The 25405-nt window shown below is 68.3% G+C and carries 24 protein-coding genes, 1 tRNA gene and 1 pseudogene; 12 read left to right on the top strand and 14 right to left on the bottom strand.

All coding sequences use genetic code 11. The features are described 5' to 3' along the window. Nucleotides 1-2 precede the first annotated feature (2 nt). From GGQ62_RS10185 to GGQ62_RS10195, 3 genes are all read left to right on the top strand, one after another. Nucleotides 3-1784, top strand: a complete 1782-nt coding sequence (locus tag GGQ62_RS10185) for a heparinase II/III family protein (protein WP_167649570.1) — start codon at nucleotides 3-5, stop codon at nucleotides 1782-1784. A 28-nt stretch (nucleotides 1785-1812) separates the two neighbouring features. Beyond that, nucleotides 1813-3405, top strand: a complete 1593-nt coding sequence (gene purH, locus GGQ62_RS10190) for a bifunctional phosphoribosylaminoimidazolecarboxamide formyltransferase/IMP cyclohydrolase (RefSeq protein ID WP_152577412.1) — start codon at nucleotides 1813-1815, stop codon at nucleotides 3403-3405. 73 nt (nucleotides 3406-3478) lie between these two features. Beyond that, nucleotides 3479-4624 (top strand): serine hydrolase domain-containing protein, encoded by a 1146-nt coding sequence (locus GGQ62_RS10195; protein ID WP_167649571.1) that lies wholly within the window; start codon nucleotides 3479-3481, stop codon nucleotides 4622-4624. On the opposite strand, the gene GGQ62_RS10200 is transcribed toward GGQ62_RS10195, so the two are convergent. Genes GGQ62_RS10200 through hisG form a run of 4 tightly spaced genes read right to left on the bottom strand, consistent with a single transcriptional unit; the run spans nucleotide 4621 to nucleotide 7189 of the window. Next, nucleotides 4621-4767, bottom strand: a complete 147-nt coding sequence (locus GGQ62_RS10200; protein WP_153401217.1) for a hypothetical protein — start codon at nucleotides 4765-4767, stop codon at nucleotides 4621-4623. The genes GGQ62_RS10195 and GGQ62_RS10200 overlap by 4 nt on opposite strands. A gap of 31 nt (nucleotides 4768-4798) precedes the next feature. Next, nucleotides 4799-5227, bottom strand: coding sequence for a hypothetical protein (locus tag GGQ62_RS10205; RefSeq protein WP_167649572.1), 429 nt, complete (start codon nucleotides 5225-5227; stop codon nucleotides 4799-4801). A gap of 11 nt (nucleotides 5228-5238) precedes the next feature. After that, entirely contained in the window at nucleotides 5239-6540 is a 1302-nt protein-coding gene (gene hisD / locus GGQ62_RS10210) for a histidinol dehydrogenase (RefSeq protein ID WP_152577409.1), read from the bottom strand. Next, nucleotides 6524-7189 (bottom strand): ATP phosphoribosyltransferase, encoded by a 666-nt coding sequence (gene hisG, locus GGQ62_RS10215; protein WP_152577408.1) that lies wholly within the window; start codon nucleotides 7187-7189, stop codon nucleotides 6524-6526. Before hisG ends, hisD begins: the two co-directional genes overlap by 17 nt. A gap of 664 nt (nucleotides 7190-7853) precedes the next feature. Between hisG and GGQ62_RS10220 the strand changes: the two genes are divergently transcribed. Together GGQ62_RS10220 and GGQ62_RS10225 are read left to right on the top strand one after the other, a co-directional pair. Further along, nucleotides 7854-8357, top strand: a complete 504-nt coding sequence (locus tag GGQ62_RS10220; protein ID WP_152577407.1) for a hypothetical protein — start codon at nucleotides 7854-7856, stop codon at nucleotides 8355-8357. Continuing rightward, nucleotides 8354-9130, top strand: coding sequence for a DUF1828 domain-containing protein (locus tag GGQ62_RS10225; protein ID WP_152577406.1), 777 nt, complete (start codon nucleotides 8354-8356; stop codon nucleotides 9128-9130). The genes GGQ62_RS10220 and GGQ62_RS10225 overlap by 4 nt, the downstream gene beginning before the upstream one ends. Before the next feature lie 275 nt (nucleotides 9131-9405). On the opposite strand, the pseudogene GGQ62_RS10230 reads toward GGQ62_RS10225, so the two are convergent. The 5 genes and pseudogenes from GGQ62_RS10230 to GGQ62_RS10250 all read right to left on the bottom strand — a co-directional run. Continuing rightward, nucleotides 9406-9729 (bottom strand): annotated as a pseudogene (locus tag GGQ62_RS10230) (transposase); the annotation flags it as partial. Between the two features lie 153 nt (nucleotides 9730-9882). Then, on the bottom strand, nucleotides 9883-10761 hold the full coding sequence (mmsB, locus tag GGQ62_RS10235) for a 3-hydroxyisobutyrate dehydrogenase (RefSeq protein WP_152577404.1): 879 nt from the start codon (nucleotides 10759-10761) through the stop codon (nucleotides 9883-9885). A 118-nt stretch (nucleotides 10762-10879) separates the two neighbouring features. Beyond that, complete coding sequence (locus GGQ62_RS10240) at nucleotides 10880-11653, bottom strand: enoyl-CoA hydratase-related protein (RefSeq protein WP_152577403.1); 774 nt, start codon at nucleotides 11651-11653, stop codon at nucleotides 10880-10882. Nucleotides 11654-11664: 11 nt separating this feature from the next. After that, on the bottom strand, nucleotides 11665-13164 hold the full coding sequence (locus GGQ62_RS10245; RefSeq protein WP_152577402.1) for a CoA-acylating methylmalonate-semialdehyde dehydrogenase: 1500 nt from the start codon (nucleotides 13162-13164) through the stop codon (nucleotides 11665-11667). 52 nt (nucleotides 13165-13216) lie between these two features. Further along, the gene (locus tag GGQ62_RS10250; protein ID WP_152577401.1) at nucleotides 13217-14155 is read right to left on the bottom strand and encodes a cation diffusion facilitator family transporter; all 939 of its coding nucleotides are present in this window, start codon (nucleotides 14153-14155) and stop codon (nucleotides 13217-13219) included. An 83-nt stretch (nucleotides 14156-14238) separates the two neighbouring features. Between GGQ62_RS10250 and GGQ62_RS16620 the strand changes: the two genes are divergently transcribed. After that, nucleotides 14239-14973, top strand: a complete 735-nt coding sequence (locus tag GGQ62_RS16620; protein WP_152577400.1) for an energy transducer TonB — start codon at nucleotides 14239-14241, stop codon at nucleotides 14971-14973. Nucleotides 14974-15224: 251 nt separating this feature from the next. On the opposite strand, the gene GGQ62_RS10260 is transcribed toward GGQ62_RS16620, so the two are convergent. Further along, nucleotides 15225-15299 (bottom strand) — tRNA-Gly (locus GGQ62_RS10260). A 158-nt stretch (nucleotides 15300-15457) separates the two neighbouring features. Here GGQ62_RS10260 and trxA point away from each other — a divergent pair. The 5 genes from trxA to GGQ62_RS10285 all read left to right on the top strand — a co-directional run bounded on the left by trxA (nucleotide 15458) and on the right by GGQ62_RS10285 (nucleotide 19392). Beyond that, a complete protein-coding gene (trxA, locus tag GGQ62_RS10265; protein WP_152577399.1) occupies nucleotides 15458-16363 on the top strand; it encodes a thioredoxin in 906 nt (301 codons plus the stop codon). Continuing rightward, complete coding sequence (locus tag GGQ62_RS10270; RefSeq protein ID WP_152577398.1) at nucleotides 16360-17013, top strand: LON peptidase substrate-binding domain-containing protein; 654 nt, start codon at nucleotides 16360-16362, stop codon at nucleotides 17011-17013. Before trxA ends, GGQ62_RS10270 begins: the two co-directional genes overlap by 4 nt. A gap of 10 nt (nucleotides 17014-17023) precedes the next feature. After that, on the top strand, nucleotides 17024-17206 hold the full coding sequence (locus GGQ62_RS10275) for a Trm112 family protein (protein ID WP_152577397.1): 183 nt from the start codon (nucleotides 17024-17026) through the stop codon (nucleotides 17204-17206). Between the two features lie 282 nt (nucleotides 17207-17488). Further along, entirely contained in the window at nucleotides 17489-18736 is a 1248-nt protein-coding gene (locus GGQ62_RS10280; RefSeq protein ID WP_152577396.1) for a BtaA family protein, read from the top strand. Then, a complete protein-coding gene (locus tag GGQ62_RS10285; RefSeq protein WP_167649573.1) occupies nucleotides 18733-19392 on the top strand; it encodes a class I SAM-dependent methyltransferase in 660 nt (219 codons plus the stop codon). Before GGQ62_RS10280 ends, GGQ62_RS10285 begins: the two co-directional genes overlap by 4 nt. 83 nt (nucleotides 19393-19475) lie before the next feature. On the opposite strand, the gene GGQ62_RS10290 is transcribed toward GGQ62_RS10285, so the two are convergent. From GGQ62_RS10290 to GGQ62_RS10305, 4 genes are all read right to left on the bottom strand, one after another. Next, nucleotides 19476-20612, bottom strand: coding sequence for a DmpA family aminopeptidase (locus GGQ62_RS10290; protein ID WP_152577395.1), 1137 nt, complete (start codon nucleotides 20610-20612; stop codon nucleotides 19476-19478). Nucleotides 20613-20732: 120 nt separating this feature from the next. Continuing rightward, complete coding sequence (locus tag GGQ62_RS10295) at nucleotides 20733-21197, bottom strand: hypothetical protein (RefSeq protein ID WP_152577394.1); 465 nt, start codon at nucleotides 21195-21197, stop codon at nucleotides 20733-20735. A 24-nt stretch (nucleotides 21198-21221) separates the two neighbouring features. Continuing rightward, nucleotides 21222-21509, bottom strand: a complete 288-nt coding sequence (locus GGQ62_RS10300; protein WP_152577393.1) for a hypothetical protein — start codon at nucleotides 21507-21509, stop codon at nucleotides 21222-21224. Nucleotides 21510-21535: 26 nt separating this feature from the next. Then, nucleotides 21536-22771 (bottom strand): FAD-dependent monooxygenase, encoded by a 1236-nt coding sequence (locus GGQ62_RS10305; protein ID WP_152577392.1) that lies wholly within the window; start codon nucleotides 22769-22771, stop codon nucleotides 21536-21538. A 241-nt stretch (nucleotides 22772-23012) separates the two neighbouring features. Between GGQ62_RS10305 and GGQ62_RS10310 the strand changes: the two genes are divergently transcribed. Continuing rightward, nucleotides 23013-25400 (top strand): FtsK/SpoIIIE family DNA translocase, encoded by a 2388-nt coding sequence (locus tag GGQ62_RS10310; RefSeq protein ID WP_152577391.1) that lies wholly within the window; start codon nucleotides 23013-23015, stop codon nucleotides 25398-25400. The last annotated feature ends 5 nt before the right edge of the window (nucleotides 25401-25405 follow it).

Genomic DNA, 25405 nt, shown 5'->3' on the forward strand with positions numbered 1-25405 from the left:
CGATGGCGCGAAAGACCGGACCCGCGCCGCCTCCCGAAGCCCCTGCCGCCACCGACGACGAAGGCGAACGCCGCCTGCTCCGGGTCGCCGGGGACCGCGGGCTGTCGCTGACCGAACGCCTTGCGGCCCGCGTCTCGACCTCGCTCTACCGCACCCCCCTGCACCGGCTGCGGCTGCGCGGCCGCTATCCGCTGAAGCTGCTCGGCGTGCCGCAGGATCCGATTCCGGGCGATGCCGCCATCGGCGAACGGCTGGTCGCCGGCCGCATGATCCACGCCGGCCATATGGTGATGACTCGCGACCTCAGCTTCAGCGAGGCCGGCGCCCCGCCCGCATGGCAGGATTGGGCCAATGGCTGGGAATGGCTGCGTGACCTCGCCGCTGCCACCGATGCACGCGCCGGCGCGGCGGTGGCAGAACCGCTGGTGGCGCGCTGGCTGGCGCGCTTCGGGGTGTTCGACGCCGCCGCCTGGCGCGCCGATGTCACCGGCACCCGGCTGTTGTTCGCGCTCGGCCATGCCCCGCTGGTGCTGTCATCGTCGGACCAGGTCTATCGGTCGCTGGTGCTGTCGGCGATGGCGACCTGGGCGCGGCACCTCGATCGCGCTGCTTTCCGCCTGCCCGACGGGCTGCCGCGGGCGCGGGCGCTGTGCGGGCTCTATGCCGCCGGCCTGCTGATTCCCGGCGGGGAAGCGCGCGCTGCCGTTGCCCTGGCCGGGCTCGACACGCTGCTGGCGGCCCTGGTGCTGCCCGATGGCGGCATCGTCACCCGGGCGCCGGTCGATGCGCTGGCCCTGGCGGAACTGCTGCTGTTCACCGCCGCTGCAGCGCCGAGCCTGGGGGTGCGGCCGGCACCGCTGTTCGCCGATACGCTGGCGCGGCTGGTGCCCAGCCTGCGCGGGCTGGCGCTGGGCGATGCCATGATCGGCGGCTGGCACGGCGGCGCCGTGATCGGCGCCCTGCCGCTCGAACGGCTGGCAAAGCGCGCCGCCACCGGCACCGAAATCAGCCGGGCCGGGCGCTGGTCGGGCTATCACCGGCTGTCGGCCGGCAAGACCATCCTCGTCATCGACGCCGGCCCGCCGCCGCCGGCGCGGGTGTCGCGCATCGGCCATGCCGGCACGCTGGCGTTCGAAATGAGCGATGGGGCCGACCGGCTGGTGACCAATTGCGGTGGTACGCGCGGATTGGCGTCGCCACTGCCCGCAGCGCTGGCCGATGGCCTGCGCACCACCGCCGCCCATTCGACGCTGACCATCGCCGACACCAATTCCACCCGTATCCGCGAGGATGGCGCCAACAAGGGCGCCCTCGGCCTCGGCGTCGAGGAAGTCGTCGTCCAGACCCGCCACAGCGAGGAAGGCCATTGGATCGAGGCCAGCCACGATGGCTATGCCAGGCGCTTCGGCATGACCGTCCGGCGGCGCCTGTTCCTGTCCCCCGACGGTGAGGATGTGCGCGGCGAGGACACGGTGGAGCCGGCCCCGCGGTCGGCGCTGCAACGCCGGGTGGACCGCGCGTTCGACATCCGCTTCCACCTCGGCCCCGGCGTTGCCGCCACCCCCACTGCCGATGGGGCCGGCGCGCTGCTCAAGCTGCCGGCCGGGCGGGTCTGGGCGATGAAGGCACGCTTCGGCCCGGGCGGCGGGCTGGTGACCATCGAACCTTCGCTGTGGATCGATGCCGATGGCCATGTCCATCGCACCGTCCAGCTGGTAATCAGCGCCCGCACCGAAAAGGCCGCAGCCAGCATCGGCTGGAGCTTCAAACGCGCCGGCAAGTAACCGGCCCAACACCCATCAAGGACCTGCAATGCCCGACTTCGTCCCCATCCGCCGCGCGCTGATCTCGGTCAGCGACAAGACCGGCATCGTCGAACTCTGCGCGGCACTGGCCGCACGCGGCGTCGCGCTGGTGTCCACCGGCGGCACGTCGAAGGCGCTGCGCGACGCCGGCCTGCCCGTCGATGACGTCAGCGACCTGACCGGCTTTCCCGAAATGATGGACGGCCGCGTCAAGACGCTGCATCCCAAGGTCCATGGCGGCCTGCTCGCCGATCGCGACGTGCCCGATCACATGGCGGCGATGGCGGCGCATGACATCCTGCCGATCGACCTTGCCATCATCAACCTCTACCCCTTTGCCGCCACGGTGGCGAAGGGCGCCGGCCGCGACGAGATCATCGAGAATATCGACATCGGCGGCCCGGCGATGGTCCGCTCGGCGGCCAAGAACCACGCGCATGTCGCGATCCTGACCGCCCCCGACCAATATCCGGCATTGCTTGCGGCGCTGGACGCCCATGACGGCGCCACCGACCTGGCGCTGCGCAAATCACTCGCCGCCGCCGCCTTCGCCCATACTGCCGCCTATGACGCGGCGGTGTCAGGCTGGTTCGCCGGCGTCGACCAGGGCGAAACCTTTGCGCCGCTGCGCGTCATGGCCTCGCGCCGCGCTGCCATGCTGCGCTATGGCGAAAACCCGCACCAGTTGGCCGCGCTCTATGTGCCGACGGGCCCCGCCGCCCGCGGCATCGCCCAGGCCGTTCAGGTGCAGGGCAAGGAGCTGAGCTACAACAATTATGCCGATGCCGATGCGGCGCTCGAGCTGGTCAGCGAATTCCGCGATGGCCCGCCGACCGTGGTCATCGTCAAGCACGCCAACCCCTGCGGCGTCGCCACCGCCGACACGCTCATCGACGCCTACAAGGCAGCGCTCGCCTGCGATTCCGTTTCCGCCTTCGGGGGCATCATCGCCGTCAACCGCCCGCTCGACGGCCCGACCGCCGAAGCGATCAGCGGCATCTTTACCGAAGTCGTCGCGGCGCCCGACGCCGATGACGACGCCCGCGCCGTGTTCGCGAAGAAGAAGAACCTGCGGCTGCTGCTGACCGGCGACCTGCCCGACCCGGCGCGCAGCGGGCTGACGACGAAGATCATTGCCGGCGGGGTGCTGGTGCAGCAGCGCGACAATGGCCGCGTCACCCGCGACCAGGTGCAGGTGGTGACGAAGCGCGCGCCGACGCCCCAGGAGTTCGACGACTGCATGTTCGCCTGGGTCGTCGCCAAGCACGTCAAGTCCAACGCCATCGTCTACGCCAAGGACGGCAGCACCGCCGGCATCGGCGCCGGCCAGATGAACCGCCTCGAATCCGCCCGCATCGCGGCGTGGAAGGCCAGGGACGCCGCCGCCGCCGCACACTGGGCGCACCCGCGCACCATCGGCTCGGCAGTCGCGTCGGACGCCTTCTTCCCCTTCGCCGATGGCCTGATCGCCGCCGCCGAAGCCGGGGCGACGGCGGTCATCCAGCCCGGCGGGTCGATCCGCGATGCCGATGTTATCGCTGCCGCCGACGAACGCGGGCTGGCGATGGTGTTCACCGGGATGCGGCATTTCCGGCACTGATGCCTGCCTCCGGCGGGCAGGGCCGGCGGCCCTGCACCCGGTTGTTGGTCGGTGCCCATTCGACGGGGAGGGGATGATGACGATCACCGAGACACTTGCAAAAGCGCTGGCGACCGCCGGCATTCCTGGCGCCGTCGCCATGGTCGGCAACCGCGCCGGCGTGACCGAAACATGCGTCGTCGGGCACGATGGCACGGGCACGCCGCTGGCAGCGGACAGCATGTTCCAGCTGGCATCGATGACCAAGGCGGTCGTGTCGGTTGCGGCGATGCAGCTGGTGGAAGCCGGATCGCTGGCGCTCGACGCCCCGCTGGCACCGTTGCTGCCCGACCTCGCCGATGCCCGTGTCATCACCGGCTTCGGCGACGATGGCAGCGTGGCCACGCGGCCGGCGGCGCGGCCGATCACGCTGCGCCACCTGCTCACCCATACCTCAGGCCTCGGCTATGACTTTGTCCATGCCGACATGGCGCGCGCCCGCGGCCCGGGTGGCCCGCCGCCGCCCGGCACCCGCGCCAGCCTGCGATCGCCGCTGCTGTTCGACCCCGGCGACGGCTGGGCCTATGGAATCAGCACCGACTGGGTGGGGCTGGCGGTCGAGGCGGCCAGCGGCCAGCGGCTCGATACCTATGTCGCCGATCATGTCACCGGGCCGCTCGGCATGGCCGACACGATGTTCACCCTCGATGCGGCGCACAAGGCGCGGCTGGTCACCAACATGGCGCGACAGCCGGACGGCAGGCTCGCGCCCTTCCCCATCACCATCAGCGGCGGTGCCGGCGAATTCCTGTCGGGCGGCGCCGGCCTGAGCGGCACGGCCGGCGATTACATGCGCTTCCTGCGCATGCTGCTGAACGGCGGCAGCCTTGATGGCGCCGTGATCCTGCGCCCCGAAAGCGTCGCCGACATGGCGCGCAACCAGATCGGCGCCTTGCGCGCCGGCGTCATGGAAACGACGCTGCCGGCGTTCAGCGCGCGGGTCGAATGGTTCCCGGACATGACCGCCGGCTGGGGGCTGGGCTTCCTCATCAACCCGGAGCCCGGCGGCGATGGCCGCGCTGCGGGCAGTCTGTTCTGGGCCGGTATCTGCAACACCTATTACTGGGTCGATCCCGCCAGCGACGTCGCCGCCGTGTTGATGATGCAGCTGCTGCCCTTTGCCGACGCCGGCGCGCTTTCGGTGCTGTCGGCCTTCGAACGCGCGGTCTATTCGCGTTAATCGTCGGGCGCGGCGCTCGCATCATGCGCCGGGTCGTCGTCCTCGCTGCGTGGCAGCGGCGAATCGGGCGCCGGGTCGGCGTCCGCATCCGGCGACGGGTCGGGGTTTTCGCCAATCGGCCGATAGGGCGTGCGCGGGTCCATCTCTGCCAAACGCGCGATGCGCCCCCGGGTTTCAGCGCAGCAGCAGGATCGGCACCACCGCGCCCGCAATCAGCATCAGCGTCGCGACGCGCCGGGTCGAGCGCATGCCGAGCGCAATGCCGGCGCCGAGCAGGACCGACAGCGACAGCGCAATCGCCAGCGCGACGGTGAAGATCTTCATCGGCAGCGCCGCCTTCTGGCGGGCGGCACGTTCGGCAGCGACGACCGGGTCCACCGGCGGCTTGGGCTTGCTCGCCTCGGCCTTGCCCGCGGGCTGCAGCTTGGCCTGGTCGATATGCACTTTCCCCATCCACGCCATCCATTGCGGCGGCGGCGCGCCGTCCCAGCCGCTGGCCTGCTGGAGGCGGAAGGTCTGCAGCCCGCCGGAAATGGCGAAGAACAGGATCGCCGGTGCAAAGAACACGCCGATGTAGAGATGCAGCTGCCGCAGCTTGCGCATCGTCCTGGCATTCATGGCAGATTGGCCTCCAGCCGCAGCCGGATGGACGCGGCATGGGCAGCCAACCCCTCGACATCGGCAATCGCGGCCCCCGCAGGGCCGATCGCCGCCAGGCCCTGCGGCCCGCAATCGAGGAAGGTCGTGCGCTTCATGAAGTCGACCACCGACAGGCCCGAAGCAAAGCGCGCGCGCCGCCCGGTTGGCAAGACATGATTGGGGCCCGCCAGATAATCGCCCGCTGCCTCGGGCGTGTGGCGGCCCAGGAACACCGACCCGGCATGGCGCATCCGCGTGAACAGTGCCTGCGGATCGTCGATCATCAGCTCGACATGTTCGGCGGCGAGCGCATCGAGCAGCGGCAGCGCCGCATCCAGATCGGGCAGCGTGACGATGACGCCGAAATCGTCCCAGCTCTGCCGCGCCACCTTCGCCGTCGGCAGCGTTTCGAGCTGGCGCGCCACCGCCGCCGCCACGGCATCGGCTTCGGCAGCGCTCGTCGTCAGCAGGATCGATTGCGCCACCGGGTCATGTTCCGCCTGGGCGAGCAGGTCGGCGGCGATCCAGTCCGGGTTCGAACCGCCGTCGGACACGATGACGACTTCGGACGGCCCGGCGATCATGTCGATGCCGACGATGCCGTACAGTTGGCGCTTGGCTTCCGCCACCCAGGCGTTGCCGGGGCCGGTGATGACATCGACGCGCGGCACCCGGCCGGTGCCGAGCGCCAGCGCCGCGACCGCCTGGGCGCCGCCGATGCGGAACACCCGCGTGACACCGGCCAGCCGTGCCGCCGCCAACACCAGCGGGTTGGCCGTCCCGCCCGGCGTCGGCGTCACCATCACCAGCCGCTCCACGCCGGCGACGACCGCCGGGATGGCGTTCATCAAAACCGATGACGGATAGGCGGCGCGCCCGCCGGGCACATACAGGCCGGCCGCCTCCACCGCGCTCCATCGCACGCCGGTGCGCACGCCGGCGGCATCGGTCGCGTCATTGTCCGTCGGGCGTTGCCGCAGGTGGAAATCGCGGATGCGCGTCGCCGCCAGGTCGAGCGCGGCGCGCAGGTCCGGCGTCAGCCCGGCGACGGCGGCGTCGAGTTCGGCGAGCGGAATCTCCCAGCCGGCGGCATCGAGGTCGAGCGCGTCGAAGCGCGCCGTCAGCTCGGCAACCGCCGCGTCGCCGCGGGCGCGGACATCGGCGATGATCGCCGCCACATCGGCCGACACATCGGCATCGCTGTCGCGCCGGGCATCGACCAGCGCCGCGAACGCCGCCGCAAAGCCCGGGTCCCGGGAATCAAGCCGCTGCGGCATCGGGGGTCTTTTCGACAAGGGAGCGGATGGCGTCGACAATGGGCACGACGGCCGGATGCGTCTTGAACGCCGCGCGGTTGACGATCAGCCGCGACGACACCGGCGCGATGACCTCGGTTTCGACAAGGCCGTTTTCGGCAAGCGTCTTGCCCGTCGACACCAGGTCGACGATGCGGCTCGCCAGCCCGCACAGCGGCGCCAGCTCCATGGCGCCGTTGAGCTTGATGACTTCGGCCTGGATGCCCTGCGCTGCGAAATGGCGGCGGGTGATGCCGGGGTATTTGGTCGCCACCCGCACATGGCTGAGGGTGCGGATGTCCTCCACCAGCCCGGCCGGCTGCGCCACGGACAGCCGGCAATGGCCGATGCCGAGGTCGACGGGGGCGTAAAGTTCCGAAAAGGCGAACTCCATCAGCACGTCGTTGCCGGCAATGCCGATCTCGGCCGCGCCAAAGGCCACGAAGGTCGCGGCATCGAAGGAGCGGACGCGGATGATCCGCACATCGGCGCGGCTGGTCTCGAACATCAGCTTGCGGCTGTTGTCGTCGGAAAAATCGGCCTCGGGAACGATCCCCAGCCGCGCCAGCAACGGCAGGGCTTCCTTGAGGATACGCCCCTTGGGCAGGGCAAGGGTGATGGGCTTCGACATGACAGCGCGCGCTTAGCGCGGACGCCGGCAAAAGGCCAATGTCGGCATGCCGCAGCGGTGGCGGACTTGGTTAACGGAAATTTAGAAAGTCTCGAAAGTCACAGTGATTTGGGGTGCGGACATTCCCCACGTCCCCCCTCTCCCGCCTGCGGGAGAGGGGACTCTCCCTCGGGCGAGTGGGTGAGGGTGTGCGCTTTTCTCGGAGCGGGCGAACACCCTCACCCGGCGCCCGACAAATGTCGCCTCCGCGACGCGCGCGTGTCGCCTCTCCCGCAGGCGGGAGAGGAGAACTTTGTGCGACTGGTCATCTTTATCCCCGAAGTCGGCGACGCTCCGCGTTTATAACCTATATGGAGATATTTGTCAAGATTGCGCAGCGCCTCCGGCGGGCAGGGCCGGCGGCTCCTCCACCGTGCGCATAGCGTTTAGTTAACAAGTTTAATTTTAATAAATCTACATCTCAACCCAAAACAATATGCAGAAGTTTAAAACACCTTATGCATGTCGGAATCTTTCGAATATATCGTGGACCCACAATGCGCGTATATCCACAGCAACAGTTATCGCTGTCTGAACCAAACGGAGTTAATTAGCCCGACATCTCAGTAATTATATACGTAACAAAGCGGTTGACCGGAATGAATGATTCCGTCACGTTTTGGCTATGGAAATCCGCAAGTTCCTTCTCAGCGCTAAGACTATCACCAAGGCCGGCGAGTGGCGCTGTGGGGCGCTCAATCCGAAAGGCAAGATGCACAAGGGGTCGTTCCCTCTTGGGAAGCGTGGCTACATCTTGGGCAACCAGTGGCACTGGCGCGTTGATGAATTAGATTGCGGCGGCGTGCCGGGCCGCTTGCTGGTGGCTTACAGGCTCGACAAGGTAAATTATCAGGCGTGGCTTTCCATCGAAAGATCGCCGGGGATTCACACGGTTGTGGCCAGCCTTGAATACCATGGCGATCATCCAGGCTGGCACCTGCATTCAAAATGCGCGGCAATTTCAGAGTTCGACGCCCAAACTTCGCGGCAGCGAAATATGGGGATTCGCATACCGGCAGTTCGGGCGTATCATCGCGCGCGCGAGTACGAAATGAGCCATCAAGAGGCCACAAATCGGGCATATCGCACGTTTCGGATAGGCGTTAGCGAGGGAGGGTTATTCGGATGAAAGAGCAACTCTGCCGCGCCTTCTGTGACGACTTGACGGTCAACGATCTGCCTATGGGCATGGCCGTAAGCACTGGTTTCATGTTTCCTGATGGCGATAGAATCGCGTTCTATGTGCGCGAGGACTCCACCACTGGCCTGTTCGAGGTTCAGGATAGCGGCCTTGTGTTCCCTGGTCTGGAAGCCAGCGGACTGGACCTAAAGAACCAGGGCCGCGCCGAAGCCTTTGCGGCCTTGCAGCGCGAGTATGGCGTTACATTAGACGAAGATGACCGCGAGTTCAGGCTTGCCCCGGTCGCAGGTGGCGAGTTGCCCCATGCTGCCATGCGCTTTGTGTCCTTTCTGCTTCGCGTTGGCGACCTTTTGCTGCTGAATGAAGATCGCGTAGCGAGCACGTTTCGCGACGACGTTGCACGTCGGTTGCGAGAGCTTGCTGGCGATCGAATGACCATCACAGAGCGCACAGAGATCAGTCCCGAATTGTCTGACTTCACTCCAGATTTTGTTCTTCAAGCTCCGGGGAGGAGCCCTGTTGGCGTGTTTCTTGGCACCAGCGATGCAAGGGTATTGGAAGCGCTCTACATGCAGATGCGCGCGGAGCATGAAACTCACACCGCAGTGTCGATTGTGGCGCTGTTAGAGCGGGAAAAGGCAATTAGCGCGAAGGTACGCCAGCAGGCCAACAACCGCCTGTCCGCCGTCGCTAATTACCGTGGTGACGAATTGGGGGCGCTGGGTCGGATCGTGAAAGAGGCACTCCCCAGTGTCCACTGATAAGCCCCCAGTCAACGAAGACGATGTCCTGCGGCGCCTGCTGAAAACGCCGCCAACGCCGCACAAACCTAAGACGGCCTCTGGCCAGCGCGCCAGCGTTGAAAAGCCGCCGCGTGCTTTTGCGCAGTCTTAGGCCGCGTTAGCCCGCCGACAGGTCAAGCGCTTTCCAGCGGCCCAGAGAAGGCGACGTCGGCACGCTCGTTGTCATTGGCCTTACGGGTGTTGTAGCGGAAATCAAATTCGGCGCAGTAGCGCGACATGTGTGCTTCGCCTATGCGAATGAGGTGGCACATGAACCAAGCGGTCTTGTAAGTGACACCGAGCAAGCGGTGAATTTCATGGGCGATTATGCCCTTCTTGCTGGCGCAAATCAGGTGGTTGCAAGGCAGCCACTTGTGAAGCGGAACCTCGGAGCGCTCGAATACGTTGCCAACGGTGACGATAAATTGTTTCCGGCAAGCGTTGCGCTGAACCAGACCGGCGCGATGCTTCTTGCCTTCAAGGTGGGTCGCATCGTCCGAACCACCATGCGGGCAGATCGGGCCAAGCGGCCAATACAGCGCTTCTAGGTGCTCCCTAGCCGCGACAGACAGCAGCAACCATGATCTTACAGCCGAAAATGCTTTAGGAAGGGGGTCTGGGGCCAATGGCCCCAGCCGCCGGAGGCATCGTGTGTTTCGGCGTTAGGACGCACCCTCACCCGGCGCGCCAAGTGGCGCGTCTCGACCTCTCCCGCAAGCGGGAGAGGGGGGTCAGCCCCGCAACAGCTTCACGATCGCCGAGAAATCCGACCCGCCGCCGCCGTTGTTGGCGAACAGCTGGTAGAGCGCTTCGGCCTGGGCGCCCATGGGTACGCTGGCGCCGGCGGTGGTGGCGGCGGCGAGGGCGAGCTTGAGGTCCTTGAGCATCAGGGCGGTGGCGAAGCCGCCGGCATAGTCGCGGTTGGCGGGCGAGGTGGGGACGGGGCCGGGGACGGGGCAATAGCTGGTCATCGACCAGCTCTGGCCGCTGGCTTTCGACGAGATGTCGAAGAAGGTCTGGGTGTCGAGGCCGAGTTTTTCGGCGAGGACGAAGGCTTCGGCGGTGGCGACCATGGTGGCGCCCAGGATCATGTTGTTGCAGATCTTGGCGGCCTGCCCCATGCCGGCGGCGCCGGCGTGGATGACGGCCTTGCCCATGGTTTCGAGGAACGGCCGGGCGGCGTCGAACGCCGCGGCGGGGCCGCCGACCATGAAGGTGAGCGTGCCGGCGTCGGCCGCCGCCGTACCGCCCGACACCGGGGCGTCGACCATGTGCAGGCCCTTTTCGGCGGCCGCCTCGCCGACGCTGCGCGCCGTGGCGACGTCGATCGTGGAACAATCGATGAGGATGGCGTGCGGGCTGGCGGCGGCGAACAGCGCGCCCGCATAAGCCGCGGCGACATGGCTGCCGGCGGGCAGCATGGTGATGATGGCGTCCGCGCCCGATGCGGCGGCGCGTGCCGAGGCGGCGGCGGTGCAGCCTTGCGCGACGGCGCGGGCGACGGCGTCCTCGTTCAGGTCGAAGGCGCGGACCTGGTGGCCGGCGCGGGCCAGGTTGGCGGCCATGCCGCCGCCCATGTTGCCGACGCCGATGAAGCCGATGATGGGCATGTTGCTCCCCTCCCGTTCACGGGAGGGGTCGGGGGTGGGGCTGGCCACCGACGCCCTCTCGCAGGTCTGTTGCGAAAACCCACCCCCGACCCCTCCCGCAGGCGGGAGGGGAGATGGCCTATTTCCCCGTCCAGACGCCGGGGCGTTTGGCGACGAAGGCGGCCATGCCTTCCTTCTGGTCCTGTGACCCGAACAGCGCGTGGAACAGCCGGCGTTCGTAGCGGATGCCCGCCGACAGCGGCATTTCGAACGCGGCTTCGACCTGTTCCTTGACGGCGAGCACCGCCAGCGGTGCCATGGCGGCGATGGTGGCGGCGGTCTTCAGCGCTTCGGCGACAAGCGCTTCGGCGGGGACGACGCGCGCCACCAGCCCCGCACGTTCGGCCTCGGCGGCGTCCATCATCCGGCCGGTCAGGCACATTTCCATGGCTTTCGCCTTGCCGATGGCGCGGACCAGCCGCTGCGACCCGCCCATGCCGGGGGTGACGGCGAGCTTGATTTCGGGCTGGCCGAATTTCGCCGTGTCCGCCGCGATGATGAAATCGGCCATCATGGCGAGTTCGCAACCGCCGCCGAGCGCGAAGCCGGCCACCGCGGCGATGACCGGCTTGCGGGTGGCGGTGACGCGTTCGTAACCGGCGAAGAAGTTGCTGCCGTACATGTCGGCGAAGGATTGTTCCGACATTTCCTTGATGTCGGCGCCGGCGGCGAACGCCTTTTCGCTGCCGGTGAGGACGAGGCAGCGCTGGGCCGGGTCGGCATCATAGGCGGCGAAGGCGGCGATGAGGTCGGCGAGCGTCTGGCTGTTCAGCGCGTTGAGCGCCTGCGGGCGGTTGAGGCGGACGAGGGTGACCGCGTCGTGCTGCTCGATCAGGAGGGTTTCGTAGGTCATGCGTATCTCCGTCACGCCATCGTCGGGATGACGAAGGCCGAGCCCGTGTCCCCCACCCCGCCATCGGGCCAGCGGCCGGTGACGGTCTTGCGCTTGGTCCAGAACTGCACGCCTTCCATGCCGTGCTGGCCGATGTCGCCGAAGGCGCTGCGCTTCCAGCCGCCGAAGCTGTGATAGGCGACCGGCACCGGGATCGGCACGTTGACGCCGACCATGCCGACATTGACCCGGGCGGCGAATTCGCGCGCCGCATGGCCGTTGCGGGTGAAGATGGCGACGCCATTGCCATATTGATGGTCGCTGCACAGCTTCAGCGCCGCCTCGAAATCATCGGCGCGGACGATCTGCAGGACGGGGCCGAAGATTTCCTCGCGATAGCTCTGCATGGCGGGCGTCACCTGGTCGAACAGCGTCGGGCCGACGAAGAAGCCGCCTTCATGGCCCTGCAGCGTGAAGCCGCGGCCGTCGACGACGAGTTCGGCGCCTTCGGCGACACCCATGTCGATGTAGGATTCAATCCGCGCCTTGTGCGCTGCGGTCACCACCGGGCCATAGTCGGCATCGGGGTCGGTCGACACGCCGATGCGCAGCGCGGCAATGGCGGGGAGCAGCTTGTCGCGCAGGCGATCGGCGGTGTCGGCGCCGACGGGAACGACGACCGGCAGCGCCATGCAGCGTTCGCCGGCCGACCCGAAGGCGGCGCCGGCGAGGTCGCGCACCACCTGGTCGAGGTCGGCATCGGGCATGACGACGCCGTGGTTCTTGGCGCCGCCCATCGCCTGGACGCGCTTGCCGTTGGCCCAGCCCTTCGACGAAATATAATGCGCGACGTCGGACGAACCGACGAAGCTGACCGCGGCGATGTCGGGGTGATCGAGGATGGCGTCGACCATTTCCTTGTCCCCGTTGACGACCGAAAACACGCCGTCGGGCAGGCCGGCCTGCCTGAACAATTCGCCCAGCCGCACCGGCAGGGTCGGGTCACGCTCCGAGGGTTTGAGGATGAAGGCGTTGCCGGTGGCGATGGCAACGCCGGCCATCCACATCGGGATCATCGCCGGGAAGTTGAACGGCGTGATGCCGGCGCCGATGCCGACGGGCTGGCGCATCGACCAGATATCGATGCCGGGACCCGCACCATGGGTGAATTCGCCCTTCAGCACATGCGGGATGCCGCAGCAGAATTCGATGACCTCCAGCCCCCGCTGGATATCGCCCCTCGAATCGGCGAGCACCTTGCCATGTTCGGACGACAGGATGCGGGCCAGATCGTCGATCTCGGCCTCCACCAGCGCCTTGAAGGCGAACATGACGCGCGCCCGGCGCTGCGGGTTGGTGGCGGCCCAGCCCGGTTGGGCGGCGCGGGCAGCGACAACGGCCTGGTCGAGCGTGGCGGCGTCGCCGAGCGTGACCCGGGCCTGGACCTTGCCGCTGTTGGGGTCGAAAATGTCGCTGTGGCGAGTGCCGGAGGCGACCGACTGGCCGGCGATATAGTGATCAATGATGCGCATGGGGGCGTGTTAGCGCCGGGCATCGCCGCCTGCTAGCTGCGATTTTCAGCCGCTAGGCGCATGCCATCCGGCCGCAATCCGCAGCGCCCGTTTCCACCTGGATCGTCGCATGGCCGATGCCGAACTTGTGTTCGAGATCATGGGCAAGGTCGGCGAGGGCGGCGTCGCCGGGGTGGCCGGCGGGCATGACGAGGTGTGCGGTCAGGGCCGTGTCGGTGGTGCCCATCGGCCAGATGTGGAGGTCGTGGACGGTGACGACGCCGGGGCGGCCCTTGAGGAAATCGGCGACGGCGGTCGAATCGATGCCTTCGGGCACCGCGTCGAGCGCCATTGCCACCGATTCGCGCAGCAGCCCCCAGGTGCCGCGCAGGATGACGGCGACGACGATCAGGCTGAGCGCCGGGTCGATCCAGTTCAAGCCGGTCTTGAGGATGACGAAGCCCGAGACGACGACCGCTGCCGATACGCCGGCGTCGGCGAGCATGTGGAGATAGGCGCCGCGGATGTTGACATCGCCGTCCTTGCCGCGCGCGAACAGCCAGGCGGTGAAGCCGTTGACGACGATGCCGATGCCGGCGACGATCATCACGACATCGCCCGCCACCGGCTGCGGGTCCTGCAGCCGCCGCAGTGCCTCGACCGCAATAGCGCCGCAGGCGACGCACAGCAGCACGGCGTTGAGCAGCGCCGCCAATATGCCGCTGCGTTTCAGGCCATAGGTGAAGCGCGCCGATGGCGGCCGCAGCGCCAGCCGCAGCCCGGCCCAGGCCACCGCCAGCCCCAGCACGTCCGACAGATTGTGGCCGGCATCGGCGAGCAGCGCCATCGACCCGGTGACGACCCCGGCAAGCGCCTCCATCGCCACATAGGCAAGGTTGATGCCGATGCCGATGGCAAAGGCGCGGCCGAAACTGGCGGGCGCGTGGCTGTGGCCATGGCCACCATGGTCATGCCCGCCGTGCGCCTTGTGGTCATGATGATGGCCGGCCATGCGCCCTTCATAGGGGATAAGCGGGACGGGTTGAAAGCCGCGGCGGTTGCATCCCGTGGCGCCCCACCCACGTTGCTGTCGGCATGGCCTTTCATTCGACCCGGTCCGATCGCGCCAAGGCGGCGATCCTGACGCTGCTGCTGCAGGGCGGGCTGTTCTATGCGCTGCTGATCGGATTGGCCGGCGACCCGGCGGTGCGGACGCCCGAACCGGCTATGGTGGCGATCACCCTGCCCGACCTGCCGGCGCCGCCACCGCCGCCGCCGGCGCGGAGGGCGCCACGACCGCAAGGCGCTGCGGCACCGCCGAATCGCGTGGCCAAGGCGACGCCGATCGTCATCCCGCCGCCGGTGATTCCGGTGATCGTGCTGCCGCCGGTCGTCGCGGCGCCGGTGGCCGGTCTTGCGGCGGACAGCGACGCCGGCGCGGCGCCGGTGGCGGGGCCGGGCAGCGGTGGCGGCGGGGCCGGGTCCGGCACCGGCGTGGGCGCCGACGGGGATGGCGATGGCGGCGGTGGCACCCATGCGCGCTGGCTGAAAGGGCGGATCAGCAGCGGCGATTATCCGCGGGCGGCGGTGGAGGCGGGGCTCGGGGGGCAGCTGGTGGCGCGCTACACGATCGGGGCGAATGGCCGGGTTTTGCGCTGCGACGTGGTCGAATCGAGCGGGAGCGCGGTTCTGGATGAGACGACGTGCGCGCTGGTGGTGAAGCGGTTCCGGTATCGGCCGGCGCGGGATGCGGCGGGGCGGGCGGTGGGGGATGTGGTCTATGAAGACCATAATTGGGTGTTCGAGCGGCGGGTGGAGAGAGAGGAGTGACGTCGGGAAGGGGCATGGGCAAAGCCCATGCTGGCGTCGGACGAGTTCAGCGCGGGAAGGCCGCGCTGCCTCGCCGGCCGATCTTGCGCCTGTCGGCGCGCTGCTGCGCTGCGCGCTCGCGGCGCTGAAGAGGCATGGGCAAAGCCCATGCTGGCGTCAGACGAGATCGGTTGGCGGAGGGCCAACCGCCTCGCTGGCCGGCCTTGCGCGAGTCTGATCGTAGCTGCGCTACGCTCCAGCCGCGCAGCGGCTGGAGCGGGCGAAGGGATTCGAACCCTCGACTTCAACCTTGGCAAGGTTGCGCTCTACCCCTGAGCTACGCCCGCTCGACCACCGAAGTTTCCGTGGCGAGGGGCGCGGTTACACGGGGCGCTTTGCCGATGCAAGCGGAATCGGGCAACATGCGCTGCGGCACCGCGACGGGGTTGGCAAATTGCCGGCCAGAGCCCCATATGGAAGCGATCGCAGACACAGGAACAGTCCCTTGGCCAGCCTTGCCACCGCCGCCACTGAAAAAGCCAGCATCGAGGCATTCCGCCAGGATGCCATCGAAGCGTCGCGCGACGCCCTGGTGCTCGTCGACTTCTGGGCGGAATGGTGCGGGCCGTGCAAGACGCTGACGCCGCTGCTCGAAAAGGTCACCGCCGCGCACGCGCCGCGGGTCAAGCTGGTCAAGATCGATGTCGACAAGAACCAGACTTTGGCGTCGCAGTTCCGCATCCAGTCGATCCCGACCGTCTATGCCTTTCTCGATGGCCAGCCGGTCGATGGCTTCCAGGGCGCGCTCGGCGAGCGAGAACTGAATGCCTTCATCGATCGCCTGCTCGCCGCGGCACCGCTGCCGGCGGGTGAAGCCGATGCCGAGGCCGAGATCGCCGCGCTGATCGCGGCCGCCGAAGGCGCCAGCGCCGCCGGCAACCATGCCGATGCGCTGACGATGTTCGGCGCGCTTGCCGCCGAACTTCCCGATCGCGAATCGCTAGCCGCCAAATATGCACTGGCGCTGATCGCGGCCGGTGACGCGCCCGCCGCCGCCGCCGCGCTCGCCGCCGTTCCCGCCGATTCGAAGGACGCCGAGGTGATCCGCGCCCGTGCCGCCGTGGCGCTGGCCAGCGAGGCTGTTCCGGTCGACGACCTTGCCGCGTTGCAGGCCGCCGTCGCCGCCGCGCCCGACGACCATGCAGTGCGCTTCGAACTCGCCGCCGGGCTGATCGCGCGCGGCGACAATGACGCCGCCGCCGACGCGCTGCTCGCCATCGTTACGGCCGACCGGAGCTGGAACGAAGGCGCTGCCCAGGCCAAGTTGCTGAAGATGTTCGAAGCCGTCGGCCTTGGCGACCCGTGGAGCATCAAGGTCCGCGCCCGCTTGCGATCGATCCTGTTCGCATGAGCAGTGCCGAGCCGCTGCCTGTCGCCATCCCGGTCTTCCCGTTGACCGGCGCACTGCTGCTGCCGCGCGGCATGCTGCCGCTCAACATCTTCGAACCGCGCTATCTTGCCATGGTCCGCGATGCGATGGCCGCGAACGGCGCCGCCAACCGGATGATCGGCATCATCCAGCCGCGGATGAACGGCGAACCGCCGCCGCTGTACGACGTCGGCTGCATCGGCCGCATCGGCGACTATCGCGAAACCGACGATGGCCGGATCCTGATCGCGCTGACCGGGATCACCCGCTTCCGCATCGCCGCCGAGCTCGACCGCACCACCCTCTATCGCCAGGTCATGGCCGATTATCACGATTTCCAGGACGATCGCGCCGACCCCGACCCGCTGACCGCCATGGCGCGCGCCGGGCTGGAAGAAGTGCTGCGCGCCTATCTCGACGCCCAGGGGCTGAGCGCCGACTGGGAAGCGGTCAAGTCCGCCGACGACGAATCGCTGGTCACCACCCTCGCCAGCGTCTGCCCCTTCGACCCGGCCGAAAAACAGGCGCTGCTGGAAGCCGAGGACCTGCCCGAACGCGCCGCCACGTTGACCGCGCTGATGACCTTCGCCCAGGGCCATGGCGGCGGCAGCGACCGGCCGACGCTCCAATGAGGATCGGGCAATGACGCTCGACCCGCAGCTGCTGGCACTGCTCGTCTGCCCGATAACGCGGACGCCGTTGCGCTATGACGAGGCCGCGCAGGAACTGGTCGCCGACCGCGCCGGCCTCGCCTATCCGATCCGCGACGGCGTGCCGATATTGCTGATCGAAGCGGCGCGGGAATTTGCGCCGGTCGAGGACTGAGGCTGCGACCATCGGTCCCGGCCCCCCCGTTTCTCGGGTTGGTGCAGGTGTTTTCGCGGCGCGTTGTCTGGCCGGCGATGATATCGGCGCATCCTGCATGCAATGGCGGCGTCGACCGGATTCGCGTTTTTCCTGCTCCTCCCCGGCATTTCCGAAGGCTGCCGTAGCGGTGCGCATCGCTCCGCGGATCCTGCCGGCGGCGGGGGTCTCTGCCGCGATCACTGTCACATGTGCGTCACGCGGGCGTCCTAAAGAAGTCAAAAGCGCGGAAAGGCACAAGATATGGACATCGCTGTTGCGGGGCCCCCTTACGCTGCCCCCAACGCTGCCGTCCGCGATGCTGTCCACCAGCATGACGAATTCACCCGGCAGGGCATTCTCGAGCGGTTGTTCACCTTCGCCTTTCGCGGCCTCGTCTATGCGCAGATCTGGGAAGACCCCGCGGTCGACCTGGCGGCGCTCGATCTGGGGCCGGGAATGCACCTGGTCACCATCGCCAGCGGCGGCTGCAATGTCCTGTCGTACCTCACCGCCGATCCGGCGCGGATCACGGCGGTCGATCTCAACGCCGCCCATGTCGCGCTCGGCCGCCTGAAGATCGCCGCTGCCCGGCACTTGCCCGACCAGGCGAGCTTCCACCGCTTCTTCGCGCGCGCCGACTGCCCCACGAATATCACCGCCTACGAAACCCATGTCGCACCGCATCTCGACCCGGCGTCGCGCGCCTATTGGGAAGGGCGGGACCCGATCGGGCGGCGGCGCATCGGCGGCTTTGCCCGGAATTTCTACCGGCGCGGCTTGCTGGGCAGCTTCATCATCACCGGGCAACTTCTGGCGCGCGCCTATGGCATCGACACGCGGGAAATCCTGGCGGCGACCTCGCGCGCCGAACAGCGCCGGATTTTCGACACGCGCTTTGCGCCGCTGTTCGACAAGAAATTCGTGCGCTGGCTGACCGGCAATCCGGCGGCGCTGTTCGGCCTCGGCATCCCGCCGGCGCAATATCAGGCGCTGCTCGGCGACGCACCCGACATGGCGAGCGTGCTCCGCGCCAGGCTCGAGAAACTGTCCTGCGACTTCGCCATCGCCGACAATTACTTCGCCTGGCAGGCCTTTGGCCGCGGATATGGCACGGCTCCCGACGCGCCGCTGCCCCCCTATCTGCAGCCGCACCATCATGCGGCGGTTGTCGATCGCATCGACCGGATCGATTATCGCCACGCCAATTTCGCCGCCTTCTTGCGCAGCCAGCCAGCGACGAGCTGCGACCGCTATGTGCTGCTCGATGCACAGGACTGGATGACCGACGCCCAGTTGACCGAACTGTGGACGGAGATCGGCCGCACCGCCCGGCCGGGGGCACGGGTGCTGTTCCGCACCGCCGCCGAACCCAGCCTGTTGCCCGGCCGGGTGCCGTCCGCGCTGCTCGACCGCTGGCGGTACGAGGCAGAGGCTTCGGCGGGCTTCACCCGCGCCGATCGCGCGTCGATCTATGGCGGGGTGCATCTCTACACGCGCGTCGAGGCATGACCACGGCAGTGCTCGGCCATGCTGCCGCGATGGACCGCATCTATCGGCGCCAGCGCCATGTCTATGACCTGACCCGAAAATATTATCTGCTGGGGCGGGATGCGCTGATCGCCGGGCTCGACGCCGGCCCCGGCGCGCGGGTGCTGGAAGTCGGCTGCGGCACCGGGCGCAACCTCATCGTCGCGGCGCGCGCCTTTCCGGCGGCACGGTTCACCGGGCTCGATATTTCGGCGGCGATGCTGGCGACGGCGCGCGCCAATATCGCCCGCGCCGGCCTTTCGGAACGGATCGACCTGGTCCAGGCCGACGCGACCGCCTTCGATGCGGCGGCGCTGTCGGGGGGCGCGGGGTTCGACCGGGTGTTCCTGTCCTATACCGTGTCGATGATCCCCGACTGGCAGGCGGCGCTGGCGCAGGCAGCGCGGGCGCTGGCGCCGGGGGGCCGGCTCGATCTTGTCGACTTCGGCCAGCAGGAGGGTTTGCCGCCGACCTTTCGCCGCGCCCTGTTCGCCTGGCTCGACCGCTTCGACGTGACCCCGCGCGCCGGGTTGCCGGCGGCGGTGGCGGCGATCGCTGCCGCCGAAGGGCTGACGAGCGACTGGTCGTCGACGCGGCGCGGCTATGCCTGGACGGCGCGGCTGGCGCGAGGGGCGTGAAGGCGCCGCCGACGTCGAGGCGACGCCGCGCGATGCGCCGGTGGAAAGCGGTCGGTTGCCGTAGAGGCCGTCACGAACGGCCTCTACGGCAACCGGCGCCGGACCATCTCAATGGGGACAGCCTCCACGACAACAGCGTCACCGTTGCTATCGCGCCCCGTCATCGGGGTTGCCATGAAAAGCGAGTTGTAGATGGCTTCTTCGGTTGCATCGGCAGCAGCAACAAACAGATCCGACATCCGGTCGTTGGGAACGTCCTCGGTGGCACTTGCCGCGGCGCGGCGCTGCGGCGTCCGGCGGACGGACAGCGCCGTCGAAAAGGCAATGGCATAGTCACCCGATCCGTTCGAGAAGGCGGACCCGGTTCGCGCCAGCCCCGCAAAGCTGCGTTCGGCCAACCGCTTCAGATTGCGGTCGCTGAGCGGGGCGTCGGTCGCCACGATGATCATGATCGAACCATCGGCACTGCTCGGCCGCGTCTTTGCCGGCGCGCCGGCCGGGCGCAGGGCATCGCCGACCTCGGTGCCCAGGACCCGCAAGCTGCCGCCATAGTTGGATTGGACGATCACCCCGACCCGATATTCCCCGTGCGTCCCGGGAACGACGCGGGAACTGGTGCCGATGCCGCCTTTCCAGCCAAAGGCCACGGTGCCGGTGCCGGCACCCACGGCGCCTTCGGTTACCGCGCCGGTCGACGCGGCGCTGATGGCGGCGAGGACATCCTTGCTGGTGATGACACGCCTGCGGATATTGTTGAGCCGACTGTCGTTGGTCTCTCCGACGACCGGGTTCACGGACGCGACATTCTCGTTCCCCGGTTGCGCCAAAGTCCAGCCGATGAGCGCGTCGGCAGCTTGCGGCACCGAAAGCGTGTTGGTGAGAATGATGGGGGTTTCGATTTCGCCGAGCTCCGTGATCTGGGTCGTGCCGGTCAGCTTGCCGAAACCGTTCGCGACGGCGACGCCGGCGGGCACCTTGTCCTGGAACAGGTTGCCGGCATGGGGGAGGATGGCCGTCACGCCGGTGCGCACATCGGCGCCTTCGATTCGGGTGACATGGCCGACCGCGACGCCGGCGACATCGGTGATGGCGTTGCGCGGCCCCGGCTGCAACATCCCCGGTGCCACGCCGACCACCCTTGCACGGACGCGCGGCGGTTCGGCGGCGGCGGTCGCGGTGATTGTCAGCAGAAACACCGAGGACAGGAACTGCTTCGCCATATCATGCTTTCCAGATTGCCGGCCGCGGCAAGCAGGGACGTCGGCTCCACGCTGCCATTGCGGGCACATTCGGTGGTTTGGCCTCGATGCGCAACGATGGCCGTCTGGCGTCTCGGCCGCTCAGGTCATGCCATGGCTGCCGGCAACGGCGCCGAACAGCGTCAGCAACGCCAGCGCCAACAGGATGCGGTGGACGCGCTCCATCCGCGAAAAGGTCCGCGCCTCCGGGTCGGGTGCCGCCATGGCGCGGTGCAGGACCAGCGGTTCCAGCACGAACAACATCATCATGAACACCAGCCATAGTCCGACCATGGCGTGCATCCACCATGATCGTGGCTCGGCAAAGCGGCCCCACATGTCATAGCGCCAGACCATCCAGAAGCCGCTGGCACCGGCAAGCAGGACCCAGAATTTGGCCTGGGCCGAAAAGCGGCGTTCGATGGCATGAAAGGCAGGGATCCGCGCCGCCGGGGGCTGGTCGGCGCGAATGACCGGCATCAATGCAAGCGTGACAAAGGCGACACCGCCGACCCAGAGCATAACGGCGATCACATGAACCGCACGCGCCAGGACGAAGTCATCCATCGACCGGTGCTCCGCTGGATGCAGCTATTCGTCGACCGCAGGCATTGCCGCCGTCGCGCCGGCGGCGCTCTCGTCATGGCCGCTGTTCGAACTGAGGAACCCCGCCGCCATCAGCCCGCCGCCGAGCAGGATCGAGATGAAGACGCCGACGCTGGTGGTCAGCACCAGGGTGGGCGTCAGCGGGCCATGAAGCGACAGGTAATACAGCGCCGCGGCGACCATCGCGACACCGGCGATGCCGAGATAGACGATCAGGCGCCAGAAACTCGCACGCGCCTTGCGACTGCGCGCGTCGTCGATTGCATTTGCCATGGTCAGGCTTCCTTGCTGCGGGCCGGCTAGATCAGTTCACCCGTCAGCAGCGCCGGCAAGGTCCCGGTTTCGCCCCGCGCCTCGGCCATGAAGCGGGCCTTCAGCGCCGGGACGCGCTCGACCCCGGCGAGGCCGAGGCGGCGGACGGCGGCGGGAAGGCGGCCGGGGACGGCGAACAGGCGGTTGAGGCCGTCGGTAACGGCGCCGACCATCATGTTGTCGAGCCGGCGCCACGCCGTATAGCGTGACAGGACGCCGGGCGCGCCGAGGTCCTGGCCGGTGCGGGCGGCTTCGACAAGGACCTGCGCCAGCGCGGCGACGTCGCGAAATCCCATGTTGAGGCCCTGGCCGGCGATGGGGTGGATGCCATGGGCGGCGTCGCCGACCAGCACCAGGCGCTGCGCCGTATAGGATGCGGCGTGGTGATAGCCGAGCGGCCACACGGCTTGCGGGGCGATGACATCGATGTCGCCCAGCGTGCCATCGACACGCGCCGCGATTTCGGCGGCAAGGGCCCTGGGGCCGAGCTTGCGGGCGCCGGCGGCATTGGCGGCGTCGACGGTCCAGACGATGGCGGAGCGCGGGCGGCCGTCGCTGTGATCGGTCATCGGCAGCAATGCCATCGGGCCCGAGGGATAGAAGAGCTCGCAGGCGACTTCGCCATGCGGTTGGCTGTGCGCGACCATGGAGACCAGCGCGGCATTGGGATAGTGCCAGGCGGCGAGGCGGATGCCGGCGGCGTCGCGGGTCTTCGACTTGCGGCCATCGGCGGCGATGGCGAGCGGCGCGGTGAAGACACGGCCGTCGTCGAGCGTCAGCGTTGCGGCATGGTCGTCGCGAACGAGGCTGGCAACGGTTGCCGGGGCAACCAGCGTCACTTCCGGGGCGGCGCGGACGGCATCGAGCAAGGCGATCCGCAGCAGGCGATTTTCGAGCATGATGCCCAGCGGATCCGTGGCCTGGCCCGAGGCATCGGCGGCGCCCGCATCGAAGTGCAGGAACTGCGGCGCCGTGCCGTCGGTGACGCGAATGGCGCGGATGGCGCAACCATCGGTATCGAGCACCGTACCCAGCCCGAGCGCCCGCAGCATCCGCGCCGAGGCGCTGGCGACGGCGCTGGCTCGGCCATCGAAGGCCGGCAGGGTCGTCGCATCGAGGTCCTGGGTGTCGACGACGATGCTCGTCACCTCGTGGCGGGCAAGGGCGAGGGCGAGGGTGGAGCCGATCAGGCCGCCCCCGATGATGATGACATCGGCGTTCATGGCCAAGCGTCTAGCAGTGCCGCCGCAAGGCGCAAAGCGGACATGATGTCCGGCAGCGTCAGCGCAGGATTTGCAAGACCATGTCGCCGCCCCGCCCTGCCGCAACAAAGCCTGTGCTGGCGGCATCCGCCGTGCAATCCGGCCCATCCAATCTTGACCCCGGACTTTGGGTCGGTCATCTTGCGACTACAGGGTCAAAGCATGAACATTTCGGGACGCTGAACGCAAGGTCAGGGCGGCAATGGCGACGCGCGCTTCAACATCACCGCGGCCGGCGGCGCCGCAACGCGCGCCTTCGGGGCGGGTTGCGACGGCCGTGGCGGCCGTCAAGGCGGCGCTGCGCCGCTTCGCCGTGCTGCTGGCGGCCGGGGCGCTGATGGCGCTGGCCGCCATGCTGGTGCTGGCGCTGCTCGGCTATTCGCCGCTCGATCCGTCGTTCAACACGGTGACCGGGCGCACGACGACCAACATGCTCGGCCCCGTCGGCGCGCATGTCGCCGACCTGTTGCTGCAGCTGCTGGGCTGGCCGGCGCTGGCGCTGGCGCTGCCGTTGCTGGTCGCCGGCGTTCGCGTGGCGCAGGGCCGGCGACCGCGCGTGCTGCGGGCGCTCTGGGCGGTGCCGCTCGCCATCGCGCTGTTGTCTGCCGCCGGCGGGGCCATACCGTTGCCGGCGATGGGGGCGCCGGCCGGATTCGGCGGGCTGGTCGGCACCGCCGCGGGCATTTTCGTGCTCGGGCTCGGCGATATCGAAGCGCTTGCCAATGTGCCGATCGCGCTGATCCTCGCGGTGCTGCTGGTGCCGGCGGGGCTGGCGCTGTTGCTGTGGGGGGCGGGGCTGGGGCTTGCCGATCTCGCCGGAATCGGCGGTCTTGGCGCTGGCCTGTCGGCGCTGATGCCGCAGCGCCGCGAAGCGGAGGCGGAGGATGACGTGGCGACGCCGGTGCGGGCGCCGCGGCCGGAACGCCGGATTGCGACGGAACCCGACGTGCAGCCATCGGCGCCGCGCGCTGTCGTCATCGAACCGCCGCGCGGCCCGGCGCCGGGCAAGCGCCAGCAGAAGGAGCGCCAGCCGTCGCTCGACCTGGGGGACAGCGCCATCCTGCCCGGCCTCGCGCTGCTCAAGCCGGCGCCGCCGGCGCCGACCCGCCGGGTCGATGCCGCCAGCCTGGAACAGAATGCCCGGCTGCTCGAAGGCGTGCTGGAGGATTTCGGAGTCCGCGGCCGCATCGGCGAGGTCCGGCCCGGCCCTGTCGTGACGATGTACGAACTGGAACCGGCGCCGGGCATCAAGGCATCGCGGGTCATCGGGCTGGCCGATGATATCGCCCGGTCGATGTCGGCGCTGTCGGCGCGCGTCGCCGTGGTGCCGGGCAAGAATGTCATCGGCATCGAACTGCCCAACCAGCATCGCGAAATGGTCAGCCTGTCGGAACTGCTCGGCAGCCGGGCGTTCGAAAACGGCGGCGCCGTGCTGCCGCTGGTGCTGGGCAAGGACATCGCCGGCGAACCGGTGATCGCCGACCTGGCGCCGATGCCGCACCTGCTCATCGCCGGCACCACCGGGTCGGGCAAGTCGGTCGGGCTCAACGCCATGATCCTGTCGCTGCTGTATCGGCTGGGGCCGAACGAGTGCCGGATGATCATGATCGATCCCAAGATGCTCGAATTGAAGACCTATGACGGCATTCCGCACCTGCTGGCGCCGGTGGTCACCGATCCGCCCAAGGCGATCCGCGCGCTGAAATGGGCGGTCGAGCAGATGGAGGACCGGTATCGCCAGATGTCCGCCATCAACGTCCGCAGCCTGGCAAACTTCAACCAGAAGGTGACCGAGCGCAAGGCGAGCGGCAAGCCGTTCGTGCGATCGGTCCAGACCGGCTGGGACCCCGAGACCGAAGCGCCCATCATCGAGGAGGAAATCCTCGAATTCGAAACCATGCCGCTGATCGTGGTGGTCGTCGACGAGCTCGCCGACCTGATGATGACGGCGGGCAAGGAGGTCGAATTCCTCATCCAGCGGCTGGCGCAAAAGGCGCGGGCGGCGGGCATCCACCTGATCATGGCGACGCAGCGGCCGTCGGTCGACGTCATCACCGGGGTCATCAAGGCGAACCTGCCGACGCGGATCAGCTTCCAGGTGACGAGCAAGATCGACAGCCGCACCATCCTGGGCGAACAGGGCGCCGAGCAGCTGCTCGGCAAGGGCGACATGCTGTGGATGTCGGGCGGCAAGCAAGTGGTGCGCGTCCATGGGCCGTTCGTGTCCGACGACGAGGTCGAGGCGGTCGCCGACCATTGGCGGCGGCAAGGCATGCCGTCCTATGTCGAGGCGGTCACCGAGGAACCGCTCGACGGCGGGCCATCCGATTCGGGTGGTGGCGGGCGCGGCGGCTCGGGCGGTTCCGGCGGCGGTTCGGGCGACGAGGAGGCGGACAGCTATGCCCGCGCCATCGACATCATCGCCACCGCGCAAAAGGCCTCGACCAGCTATCTCCAGCGCCAGCTGCGCGTCGGCTACAACAATGCCGCCCGGCTGATCGAGCAGATGGAAGCCGATGGCTTTGTGTCGAAACCCGACCATGTCGGCCGGCGCGAGGTGTTGATCGACGAGAATGGCCAGCGGCGATAGGCAAC

This window comes from Polymorphobacter fuscus (assembly GCF_011927825.1).
GTDB classification, from domain to species: domain Bacteria; phylum Pseudomonadota; class Alphaproteobacteria; order Sphingomonadales; family Sphingomonadaceae; genus Sandarakinorhabdus; species Sandarakinorhabdus fusca.

Bases quoted from the DNA above. Each gene is read 5' to 3' on its own strand.
- GGQ62_RS10270 (WP_152577398.1), top strand. From the start codon at position 16,360: ATGAGCAGTGCCGAGCCGCTGCCTGTCGCCATCCCGGTCTTCCCGTTG.
- GGQ62_RS10240 (WP_152577403.1), bottom strand. From the start codon at position 11,653: ATGACCTACGAAACCCTCCTGATCGAGCAGCACGACGCGGTCACCCTC.
- GGQ62_RS10285 (WP_167649573.1), top strand. From the start codon at position 18,733: ATGACCACGGCAGTGCTCGGCCATGCTGCCGCGATGGACCGCATCTAT.
- GGQ62_RS10310 (WP_152577391.1), top strand. From the start codon at position 23,013: ATGGCGACGCGCGCTTCAACATCACCGCGGCCGGCGGCGCCGCAACGC.
- GGQ62_RS10225 (WP_152577406.1), top strand. From the start codon at position 8,354: ATGAAAGAGCAACTCTGCCGCGCCTTCTGTGACGACTTGACGGTCAAC.
- GGQ62_RS10300 (WP_152577393.1), bottom strand. From the start codon at position 21,509: ATGGCAAATGCAATCGACGACGCGCGCAGTCGCAAGGCGCGTGCGAGT.
- GGQ62_RS10220 (WP_152577407.1), top strand. From the start codon at position 7,854: ATGGAAATCCGCAAGTTCCTTCTCAGCGCTAAGACTATCACCAAGGCC.
- GGQ62_RS10250 (WP_152577401.1), bottom strand. From the start codon at position 14,155: ATGGCCGGCCATCATCATGACCACAAGGCGCACGGCGGGCATGACCAT.
- GGQ62_RS10295 (WP_152577394.1), bottom strand. From the start codon at position 21,197: ATGGATGACTTCGTCCTGGCGCGTGCGGTTCATGTGATCGCCGTTATG.
- purH (WP_152577412.1), top strand. From the start codon at position 1,813: ATGCCCGACTTCGTCCCCATCCGCCGCGCGCTGATCTCGGTCAGCGAC.
- GGQ62_RS10185 (WP_167649570.1), top strand. From the start codon at position 3: ATGGCGCGAAAGACCGGACCCGCGCCGCCTCCCGAAGCCCCTGCCGCC.
- GGQ62_RS10305 (WP_152577392.1), bottom strand. From the start codon at position 22,771: ATGAACGCCGATGTCATCATCATCGGGGGCGGCCTGATCGGCTCCACC.
- hisG (WP_152577408.1), bottom strand. From the start codon at position 7,189: ATGTCGAAGCCCATCACCCTTGCCCTGCCCAAGGGGCGTATCCTCAAG.
- GGQ62_RS10245 (WP_152577402.1), bottom strand. From the start codon at position 13,164: ATGCGCATCATTGATCACTATATCGCCGGCCAGTCGGTCGCCTCCGGC.
- hisD (WP_152577409.1), bottom strand. From the start codon at position 6,540: ATGCCGCAGCGGCTTGATTCCCGGGACCCGGGCTTTGCGGCGGCGTTC.
- mmsB (WP_152577404.1), bottom strand. From the start codon at position 10,761: ATGCCCATCATCGGCTTCATCGGCGTCGGCAACATGGGCGGCGGCATG.
- GGQ62_RS10280 (WP_152577396.1), top strand. From the start codon at position 17,489: ATGGACATCGCTGTTGCGGGGCCCCCTTACGCTGCCCCCAACGCTGCC.
- GGQ62_RS10290 (WP_152577395.1), bottom strand. From the start codon at position 20,612: ATGGCGAAGCAGTTCCTGTCCTCGGTGTTTCTGCTGACAATCACCGCG.
- GGQ62_RS10195 (WP_167649571.1), top strand. From the start codon at position 3,479: ATGATGACGATCACCGAGACACTTGCAAAAGCGCTGGCGACCGCCGGC.
- GGQ62_RS10205 (WP_167649572.1), bottom strand. From the start codon at position 5,227: ATGCGCAAGCTGCGGCAGCTGCATCTCTACATCGGCGTGTTCTTTGCA.
- GGQ62_RS10200 (WP_153401217.1), bottom strand. From the start codon at position 4,767: ATGGACCCGCGCACGCCCTATCGGCCGATTGGCGAAAACCCCGACCCG.
- GGQ62_RS16620 (WP_152577400.1), top strand. From the start codon at position 14,239: ATGGCCTTTCATTCGACCCGGTCCGATCGCGCCAAGGCGGCGATCCTG.
- GGQ62_RS10275 (WP_152577397.1), top strand. From the start codon at position 17,024: ATGACGCTCGACCCGCAGCTGCTGGCACTGCTCGTCTGCCCGATAACG.